The sequence below is a fragment of the Bacteroidales bacterium genome, assembly GCA_018334875.1.
Taxonomy (GTDB): Bacteria; Bacteroidota; Bacteroidia; order Bacteroidales; family UBA12077; genus JAGXLC01.
Genome location: JAGXLC010000003.1, coordinates 2,852 through 11,858, shown reverse-complemented (window position 1 = coordinate 11,858; position 9,007 = coordinate 2,852). Strand labels below are relative to the sequence as shown.

10 protein-coding genes are annotated in these 9,007 nt (G+C 40.0%); 2 read left to right on the top strand and 8 right to left on the bottom strand.

Annotated elements, in window-relative coordinates; all coding sequences use genetic code 11:
* Nucleotides 1-548, top strand: a 548-nt coding sequence (locus tag KGY70_00505) for an HNH endonuclease (GenBank protein ID MBS3773643.1), incomplete at its 5' end; no start/stop codon positions are given.
* Between the two features lie 166 nt (nt 549-714).
* Here the strand turns inward: KGY70_00505 and groL are convergent.
* The 6 genes from groL to KGY70_00475 form a co-directional block, all read right to left on the bottom strand.
* Nucleotides 715-2,463, bottom strand: coding sequence for a chaperonin GroEL (gene groL / locus KGY70_00500; GenBank protein MBS3773642.1), 1,749 nt, complete (start codon nt 2,461-2,463; stop codon nt 715-717).
* 40 nt (nt 2,464-2,503) lie between these two features.
* A complete protein-coding gene (locus KGY70_00495; protein ID MBS3773641.1) occupies nt 2,504-2,776 on the bottom strand; it encodes a co-chaperone GroES in 273 nt (90 codons plus the stop codon).
* A 248-nt stretch (nt 2,777-3,024) separates the two neighbouring features.
* Complete coding sequence (secG, locus tag KGY70_00490) at nt 3,025-3,429, bottom strand: preprotein translocase subunit SecG (GenBank protein MBS3773640.1); 405 nt, start codon at nt 3,427-3,429, stop codon at nt 3,025-3,027.
* Nucleotides 3,430-3,435: 6 nt separating this feature from the next.
* A complete protein-coding gene (locus tag KGY70_00485) occupies nt 3,436-4,488 on the bottom strand; it encodes a hypothetical protein (protein ID MBS3773639.1) in 1,053 nt (350 codons plus the stop codon).
* A 6-nt stretch (nt 4,489-4,494) separates the two neighbouring features.
* Entirely contained in the window at nt 4,495-5,001 is a 507-nt protein-coding gene (locus tag KGY70_00480; protein MBS3773638.1) for an LptE family protein, read from the bottom strand.
* Between the two features lie 10 nt (nt 5,002-5,011).
* Nucleotides 5,012-6,250 carry a sigma-54-dependent Fis family transcriptional regulator gene (locus KGY70_00475; protein MBS3773637.1) on the bottom strand — a complete coding sequence of 413 codons (1,239 nt, stop codon included), beginning with the start codon at nt 6,248-6,250 and terminating at the stop codon, nt 5,012-5,014.
* A gap of 183 nt (nt 6,251-6,433) precedes the next feature.
* Between KGY70_00475 and kdsB the strand changes: the two genes are divergently transcribed.
* Nucleotides 6,434-7,183, top strand: a complete 750-nt coding sequence (kdsB, locus tag KGY70_00470) for a 3-deoxy-manno-octulosonate cytidylyltransferase (protein ID MBS3773636.1) — start codon at nt 6,434-6,436, stop codon at nt 7,181-7,183.
* Nucleotides 7,184-7,325: 142 nt separating this feature from the next.
* On the opposite strand, the gene KGY70_00465 is transcribed toward kdsB, so the two are convergent.
* Both KGY70_00465 and KGY70_00460 read right to left on the bottom strand, forming a co-directional pair.
* Complete coding sequence (locus KGY70_00465; protein ID MBS3773635.1) at nt 7,326-7,697, bottom strand: response regulator; 372 nt, start codon at nt 7,695-7,697, stop codon at nt 7,326-7,328.
* 114 nt (nt 7,698-7,811) lie between these two features.
* Nucleotides 7,812-8,849 (bottom strand): glycosyltransferase family 2 protein, encoded by a 1,038-nt coding sequence (locus KGY70_00460; protein MBS3773634.1) that lies wholly within the window; start codon nt 8,847-8,849, stop codon nt 7,812-7,814.
* Nucleotides 8,850-9,007: the final 158 nt, after the last annotated feature.

Genomic DNA, 9,007 nt, shown 5'->3' with positions numbered 1-9,007 from the left:
TACTAATGAGCGCTTCATATTGGGATGAAAAATGGGCACCTGTTGATTTCGAGGGTGTTTCGGAAGATGAAAAATATGAAATATCCAATTACGGAAGAATCAAAAGTTATAAAGTCAACAAAAAAGAAGGCAATATCATCAATGGTGCTTCCCTGAAAGGTTACAAGGTATTAAACATCAAACTGGCCAATGGCAAAAGAACCACAAAGTATGTTCACAAGCTGGTTGCCGAAAATTTTCTGGAAAAAGATAGTCCTCTACAACAACATGTGATCCATCTTGATTTTGACAAACAGAACAACTACTACAAGAATCTGAAATGGGTGACGAAAGAAACCATGTTTGAACATCAAAAGATCAATCCCAACTATAAGCGGGGCACCATCAATTATTCCAAATTAACGGAAACAGATGTCATCCGTTTGAAAAAGAAACTAAAACGGGGGAAAAACAAGCTCTATAAACTGGCCAAAGAATTTGGAATTACCCACACCCAATTGAACAGGATTCGTTCCGGAGAAAACTGGGGTCACATTAAAGTAGATTAAAAACTGGTTCCGTTTTATTGTGAGAAAAGCAACCACGTGGTTGGGTAATCGGAACGTATCGTATACATTTATAGCATAAAAGAGATAGTTTTACAGATCATTGACCAAAAAAATCCCCTCCTGTTCGTAAGGAGGGGATTTTTTAGATATATATAGTGGAATGGAATTACATCATTCCAGGCATTCCACCGCCCATTCCACCTGCTCCGGCACCCTGGCCTTCGTCTTCATCTTCTTCATCAACCAATACACATTCGGTTGTGAGGAACATACCGGAAATGGAAGCGGCATTTTCAATTGCAATTCTTGCAACCTTAGTAGGATCTATCACACCTGCAGAGATAAGATTTTCATATTTCCCTGCTCTGGCATTGTAGCCATAATCGCCTTCTCCCTGTAATACAGCATTGATAACAATTGAACCTTCAACACCGGCATTTTCAGCAATGCGACGAAGTGGTTCTTCAAGAGCTTTTTTCACTATGGCGATGCCAGTGGTTTCGTCCTCATTGGCTCCTTCCAGATTTTCAAGTGCCTGAATCGCTCTGACATAAGCGACTCCGCCACCGGGAACAATGCCTTCTTCTACTGCTGCCCTTGTAGCGTGCAGTGCATCGTCAGTCCTGTCTTTCTTTTCCTTCATTTCCACTTCACTGGCTGCTCCGATGTAAAGTACAGCAACACCACCTGCTAATTTGGCAAGACGTTCCTGCAGCTTTTCTTTGTCATAATCGGAAGTGGTGTTTTCAATTTGTTTCTTGATCTGATTAACTCTTGATTGAATGTTCTTGGTATCACCGTTGCCATTGACAACTGTAGTGTTTTCCTTGTCAATGGAAACCTTTTCTGCAGAACCCAGCATTTCAATCGTTGCATTTTCAAGAGTCAATCCTTTATCTTCTGTAATGACGGTTCCTCCTGTCAAAATGGCAATATCCTCCAGCATTTCTTTTCTTCTGTCGCCAAACCCAGGAGCTTTTACTGCTGCAACTTTCAGGGAACCTCTCATTTTGTTAACTACCAGGGTAGCCAATGCTTCACCCTCAATATCTTCACCAATTATCAGCAAGGGTTTGCCGCTCTGTGCAGTAGATTCAAGAATAGGCATCAAATCCTTCATTACAGATATCTTCTTATCAGTAATGAGGATGTAGGGATTCTCCAGAACAGCCTGCATTTTCTCACTGTCAGTAACAAAATAAGGAGAAATGTATCCCCGGTCAAACTGCATTCCTTCCACAACGTCCACATAAGTTTCCGTACCTTTGGCTTCCTCTACGGTAATAACGCCTTCAACGCCTGCCTTAGACATGGCATATGACAACATTACGCCCAGTTCCTTCTCATTATTAGCCGAAATGGAACCAACCTGAGCAATCTCATCCTCTTTAATAACTTCATTCAGAATTTTCTCTCTTTCGTCATAGCTTAATTCCGTTTTTTCCTTGCCTTCTTCAGGCTTTTCAAATAACTCCTGGGCTTTTTCAATGATGGTATTGGTCTGAATGCTTTTCCTTTGCTGGCCCAGATTCTTAACCACTTCTCTCACTGCCCTGTCGATACCTCTTTTCAGGTCCATAGGATTGGCACCAGCAGTAACGTTTTTCATTCCAACGGTAGCCATCGAATCAGCCAAAAGGGTTGCAGTGGTAGTACCATCACCTGCATCATCTGCTGTTTTAGACGCTACCTCTTTTACCATCTGGGCTCCAACGTTTTCATACTTGTCCGAGAACTCAATCTCTTTAGCTACTGTTACTCCGTCCTTAGTGATCTGCGGAGCACCATACTTTTTCTCGATCACTACGTTACGTCCTGAAGGGCCTAAAGTAACCTTCAGTGCACTTGCAAGCTTGTCAATACCTCTTTTAAGAGAATCTCTTGCTTCAATATCAAATCTTAAATCTTTTGCCATTTTTCACAGATTTTTTTATGATTATTAATACTTAAATTATTTACTCTTCTATTAACAAAATATCCTCTTCCCGCATAATCAGATAATCTTTGTCGTCAATGGTTATTTCTGTTCCTGCATATCTACCATAAACGACCGTATTACCTTCTTTTACGGTCATCGGTTCATCCTTTTTACCATCTCCTACAGCAACCACAGTACCTTTCTGAGGTTTTTCCTTTGCTGAATCCGGTATGATAATACCACTGGCAGTCTTCTCTTCTGCCTCCATCGGTTCAACTAACACTCTGTCTTTTAACGGTTTTTGCTTCATTTGTTTCTTAATTTGAGGGTTACACTTTCAAAATTCGTTTTCCTTTTCAACATATTTTATGCCAAAGAAAATATTTCCAATGCTTCAACAAAACAGATAATTTTATAATGATTTGATTTGTAGAATATTCAGTAAATAACGAATGACCACTCCATGCTTAACCAACCTGACAGGAGATGGGGATAAAAAAAGGTGTCAGCTCATATTATGACAAGCTGACACCTTTTTTTATCATTTAACTGCTGAACTTATTCTTCGGGTGGAAGGGGCGTTTGATCCTGAGATCCTTGATCCGGCAGTTGTTGAGGCTGCGGCTGACCCTGACCTCCTCCCTGATCTTCAGGTGTTGAGGTAGGAAATGAAGGCATCTGTGAAGGATCTACCGCATTATCAATTTGGTCCTGGATTCTTGATCTTTCCTCCTGAGTTCCCCTGGGAATGGTCATACTGGCCAATAAGCTAAGCACAAGTAAGCTTACTGCAAGAGTCCAGGTTGCTTTTTCCAAAAAATCTGCTGTCTTTCTAACTCCCATTACCTGACTCGAGCCGGCAAAGTTAGATGCAAGTCCACCGCCTTTGGAATTCTGAACCAAAACAATCAGTACCATCAAGACACTGACAATAATGATCAAAACAGACACTAATAAATACATATCTAATTATTTTTGTTGTTCGTTAATAATATTTCTTAGTTTCTCAATTTGTTCTGCAAAGTAATCACTTTTTTTCGGATATTTCAAACTTAATTTTTCATAAGCTGAAATCGCTTTATTGTAATATCCTTGCTTTATATATATGTTGGCCAGTTTTTCTGACAACATTTCTTCATTTTCCTTTATACTCGGCAATGAAATATCCTCTTCCTTATTTACATTTTCCGGGGGATGAACATTTTTAATCTCCGGTGTCTCTTTAATAAATTTATCAATCAAATCTTCGTTCTGCTCGTTTTTTTTGATAACTCCCCGATAATCCTCACCTGTGAAATACTCCCCCGATGAATATTTTCCCTTGCGTTTGTTTTGGGGTTTTTGTTCTTCTGTTTCTTTTTTCTCACTGCTGTCCAGCTCAAAATCATCTGATTCACCGGACGATCCGACATCTGAACCCGCATCTTTTTCTTCCCGGCTTTCCTTTTCAAACTTTTCCTGAAATTTTCTCGACATTTTTTCTTCCACCTGGGAAGCTTTATCCAGTATGAAAAAATCATTGCTATCGTCCGGTAGATTCTCCTTTTTATTATTACTGTCTTCCTTTTGTACTGATAAGGTATCTGATATTCTTTGCTTCAGATAAGCGGTTGAATAGTCCTTATCTCTCTTTGGTTTCTCCGTTTTTTCCTTTAAGCCCTTTTGATCTGGAACAGGTCCGGATTCATCTTTTGTTTCCCTGTCATCCTCTTCATCAGGTCCCGCCTGTTCTTTATTATAATATTCCCCGGAGATCTGTTCTTTATCCGAAGATGTCTCTTCTCTGGCCAATAAATCATTGATCAGCCGATAAAATTTTTCTCTGTTTTTTATATAAACGGCCGATTGTTTTAAAAATTCTCTGAATCTGGGATCATCTATAATTTTCAGATTCAGCAACAAAAGTTGATGGGCTGTCTGAAAATAAGGATACTTCTTCAACACGGCCCTTAATTCAGAGAAGCTGTATTCATCTAATTCATGAGGGTTTTCAATATATTTTATGATGTCTTCCTTTTCCATTGGCATTTACCAATTCACAACAGCTTTTTGAAATATGTCATCGACCAGCTTTTCTGTTATGGATTCAACAAGTTCGTTTTCGACGCTTGAGAGGTTTTGAGATGAATCAAAGTCTTCATATTGTGAAAAGTTTGATTCATAACTGTTGTCCGGATGTTTTTCATTGGTAAACCGAACATTGACCGTTATTGTCAAACGGGTCATTTGGGCAGTTTGCTCTCCCCCAACGGATACAGGGCGTGTTTCATAATCTGTTATCTGGCCGCTAAAATTCAGATCGCCCCGATCATTTACCTGGGTCAGCCGGGTTTGAGACTGAAACTTGTCCTTTAACTCGTTGGTAAAGAACTGACCCAGATTGGCAGGACCGCTTGTTGCCTGGTTGGAAAAATCCTGAATGTTAATGGTATTTACATCCGATTGAATATTGGCCCCGCCCATCGAATATTGAACAGTGCATCTTGTGGACAATAAAAAAGCAAAAAGCAAAAAGATATAGTATAACTTTCTCATTTTCATTTTTTTAACCCAAATTATATTCCTTGATTTTTCTGTACAGGGTTCTCTCTGAAATACCCAAATCCCGGGCAGCATATTTCCTCTTGCCATCATGCTTATCAAGGGCTTTTTTTATCAGCTCAATTTCCTTATCCTGCAATGAAAGTGATTCCTCTATATATTCTTCGGTATCTTCAATCGCAGGACTCTCTTCCTTGCTGGCTTCCGGCTGCCTGGCTCTCTCTGCTTCAGCAGGTTCTACATACTCCCCGGTGTTCTCATGGAGCGTCGCCATTAGCTGTTTATTATCCTTTTGAATTTTATCCACATCTGCCCCTTTGTCAATAATCTCATGGACCAGCTTTTTAAGGTTATTGATGTCGTTCTTCATGTCAAATAAAATCTTATAAAGTATCTCCCGCTCCGAAGAAAAGCTTTTCTCTCCGCCATTCTTATACAGAGCAGGCAACTTGTCAAGGTTATAGTCAGGCAGATATTTCCTTAAAGTTTCGGCATCCACCAGTCTCTTCTGTTCAATGATAGAGAGCTGTTCCGTAATATTCTTCAATTGTCTCACATTGCCCGGCCACCTGTAGTTGACAAACATTTCCTTTGCCTCTTCCGTAAGTTTGATGGGGGGCATACGGTAATGTTCGGCAAAATCCGTTGCAAACTTCTTGAAAAGGAGCAGTATATCTTCCTCTCCTCTTTCCCGCAGAGGCGGAATTTCGATAGGGACCGTATTCAACCTGTAATAAAGATCTTCCCTGAACCGATTTTCTTCAATGGCCCTGATGAGATCTTCATTGGAAGCGGCAATAACCCTCACATCGGTTTTTAAAACTTTTGAAGACCCTACCTTAAAAAACTCTCCGGTTTCCAATACCCTCAGAAGTCTTACCTGGGTATATAACGGCAACTCTCCTACCTCATCGAGGAAAATGGTACCCTGGTGGGCCACTTCAAAATACCCTTTTCGGCTTTCATAGGCCCCTGTAAAAGAACCTTTTTCATGACCAAAAAGTTCGCTGTCAATAGTGCCTTCAGGAATGGCACCGCAGTTGACAGGTATATATTTGCCATGCTTCCGGGAACTGAATTGATGGATGATCTGTGGAAAAACCTCTTTTCCGGTACCGCTTTCTCCCGTAATCAATACCGATAAATCCGTAGAAGCAACCTGCCGGGCTGTATCAATAGCTCTATGTAATTGCGGACTGTTGCCTATAATACCAAAACGCTGCTTAATTGATTGAATATCCATTCCCTCATTAATTTTTACTGTTTCCAATAACGCTTATCCTTTATGAAACTCTGACAAAATTACAATATTATTTATTTTTTGCTTAATTTTAACCTCCTTTTGTCTAACGAATTATATGGATCCATATTTCACTGTCATTAAGTCATAAAAATATGGAAAACAAATAAAAAAAAACAGAGCATGATGAAATTTATAGCTGTGATACCGGCACGATATGATTCTACCCGCTTCCCGGGAAAGCCACTGGCGATGATCAAAGGGAAAACCATGATACAACGGGTATACGAACAAACAATAAAAGCATTGCCTGAAGTGTATGTTGCCACGGATGACCAAAGAATAGAACAAGCTGTCAGAAATTTTAACGGAAATGTGGTGATGACTTCCCCGCATCACAGAAGCGGAACCGACAGAATAAGAGAAGCCAGTGAGAAAATAATGCACCATACCAATAACTATGAGGTAATTGTCAATATCCAGGGCGACGAACCTTTCATCCAACCTGAACAGATTCGGGAACTTAAAAGCTGTTTTGATGATGAAAATACCGACATAGCCACACTCATAAAGCCTATAGATAATGACAAAGCGTTATTCAATCCCAACCTTCCCAAAGTAATTACAGACAAATACGATTATGCCATATACTTCAGCCGAAGCACCATACCCTATATCCGCAATAAAGATGCTTCCGAATGGCTAAACAGTTATCCCTTTCATAAGCACATTGGTATATATGCCTACAGAAAACACATACTGAAAGCAATCACCTCACTGGAACCTTCTTCCCTGGAACTGGCCGAATCATTAGAGCAAAACCGGTGGATTGAAAACGGTTACCGGATCAAAACTGCAATTACCAAACACGAGAATTATCCGGTAGACACACCTGAGGATCTTGAATATATAATAAACCGGCTATTCCCCGAATGAGCCAAATATCTTCACCTGTAATCTATTGACAGATAGCAGCAATATTGTGGTAAATGTTCTCCGAAACAAACCAGGTATTCATTGTGCGTTTCCGGTATCTCACCGAAAAAACTTTGTCCATACGTACAGTTGTTTCCCTGAATTACTTTAGGGCAGACCTGACTTTATTCCTGATATCCTGTACATTGAACGGTTTGGTAAGATAATCATAAGCCCCCTTTTCAATTGCCTTTTGGATACTGGTATTGTCAGTCTTGGCAGACACTATAATAACCGGAGTCTCATACGTTTCGGATTCATTAATTTTATCGAGAAAATCGAAACCATCAAATCCCGGCATCATTATATCCAGAAGTATCAATGCTATAGCTTCATCCTCTTTCAGCGTACGGAGCGCATTTTCACCATCTTCAGCAGTGATTATCTCAAAACCCTCCTCCTCAAGAATGGTTTTCAGCAACAACAGATGAGAGGGCATATCATCAATAATTAATATTTTAGAAGCTTCGGTCATTTTTTTAAATTTTACGTTCTGCTAATTTAACAATCTTTATGATCTTTTCAAAGAGTAAAAACACCCCATTTCCATCACAATAAAAACGATTATTTAAGTATTTTTACGGGGGTATCACAACAAACTTCCCGTAAAATGCTTCAATTGAGAAAAACGCCTTCGTCTTTTCATAAAATACTGAAAAACTATACTTCCCTTAAACACCTGACCGGGAAAATATTTTTTAGCCGGAGGGTTGCTTCTACGTTTCTTTTTCAAACCATTAAAGGAAGCCCAAAACCTCCGGTACGCTCTAAAAACAGCTAAAAAATTCCTGGTTTTGCCCTGTAGTAAAAACACAAAGGCGGACAGCCAATCCATCAACATTCTTATACAAAAAACAGGAAACAACTTCTTCTCCGGGAGATTTTTGTAAAGCAGGAACAGGTTGTTTCTGTAATTTAGAAACAATTTAAAGGGATTTTCACTGGCAAGTGTCCCGCCCCCCACATGGTAAACTACAGAACCGGAAACATATTTAATGGTATATCCCAGTTTTTTAAGTCGCCAGCATAAATCGATCTCTTCCATATGGGCAAAAAAATCGTCATCAAACCCGCCAAGCCGATGGAACAAATCAGCGCGAATGAACATACAGGCACCTGTAGCCCAGAAAATATCCGATCCTTCATCATACTGACCCCTATCTTCTTCCACAATACCCATAATCCGGCCACGACAAAACGGATACCCGTATTTATCGATAAATCCGCCGGCAGCTCCGGCATATTCAAAATATTTTCTGTGATGATAAGATTTCACTTTCGGCATACAGGCTGCGGCATGATCATCTTCTTCCAGGCATTTTTTCAATGGAATCAGCCAGTTTTCCGTCACTTCAATATCTGAATTTAAAATCACATAATATTTGGCCTCAATTTGGGCAAGTGCCTTATTATAGCCTCCGGTAAATCCATAATTTCTGTCCAACAAAATGGTTCTTAATTCCGGGTAGTGATCCCGGAGAAATTCTGCCGAACCATCGCCCGATCCATTATCGGCTACAATAACTTCTACAGATTCATCCTGTGAATGATTTATGATAGATGGAAGGAAGGTTTCCAGTTGTTTCTTCGTATTCCAGTTGAGTATAACAATTGCAATATCAGGCATAAGAGATAATAAAATTTAAGGTAAATGTAATATATTTCATCGGGTTAAAGTAAGATATTTGTCATGATTATGGCGTACTCTCCCTCAGCCTCCCGCCTGAACCGGCGGGACAGGCTCTCCCTTGACCAAGGGAGGGGAACCGGTCCGCAGAAATTCCC

What these genes read in the sequence shown, in the direction of transcription:
- KGY70_00495 (MBS3773641.1), bottom strand. Translation starts at nt 2,776, where the DNA reads ATGAAGCAAAAACCGTTAAAAGACAGAGTGTTAGTTGAACCGATGGAG.
- groL (MBS3773642.1), bottom strand. Translation starts at nt 2,463, where the DNA reads ATGGCAAAAGATTTAAGATTTGATATTGAAGCAAGAGATTCTCTTAAA.
- KGY70_00480 (MBS3773638.1), bottom strand. Translation starts at nt 5,001, where the DNA reads ATGAGAAAGTTATACTATATCTTTTTGCTTTTTGCTTTTTTATTGTCC.
- KGY70_00485 (MBS3773639.1), bottom strand. Translation starts at nt 4,488, where the DNA reads ATGGAAAAGGAAGACATCATAAAATATATTGAAAACCCTCATGAATTA.
- KGY70_00475 (MBS3773637.1), bottom strand. Translation starts at nt 6,250, where the DNA reads ATGGATATTCAATCAATTAAGCAGCGTTTTGGTATTATAGGCAACAGT.
- KGY70_00460 (MBS3773634.1), bottom strand. Translation starts at nt 8,849, where the DNA reads ATGCCTGATATTGCAATTGTTATACTCAACTGGAATACGAAGAAACAA.
- KGY70_00465 (MBS3773635.1), bottom strand. Translation starts at nt 7,697, where the DNA reads ATGACCGAAGCTTCTAAAATATTAATTATTGATGATATGCCCTCTCAT.
- kdsB (MBS3773636.1), top strand. Translation starts at nt 6,434, where the DNA reads ATGAAATTTATAGCTGTGATACCGGCACGATATGATTCTACCCGCTTC.
- secG (MBS3773640.1), bottom strand. Translation starts at nt 3,429, where the DNA reads ATGTATTTATTAGTGTCTGTTTTGATCATTATTGTCAGTGTCTTGATG.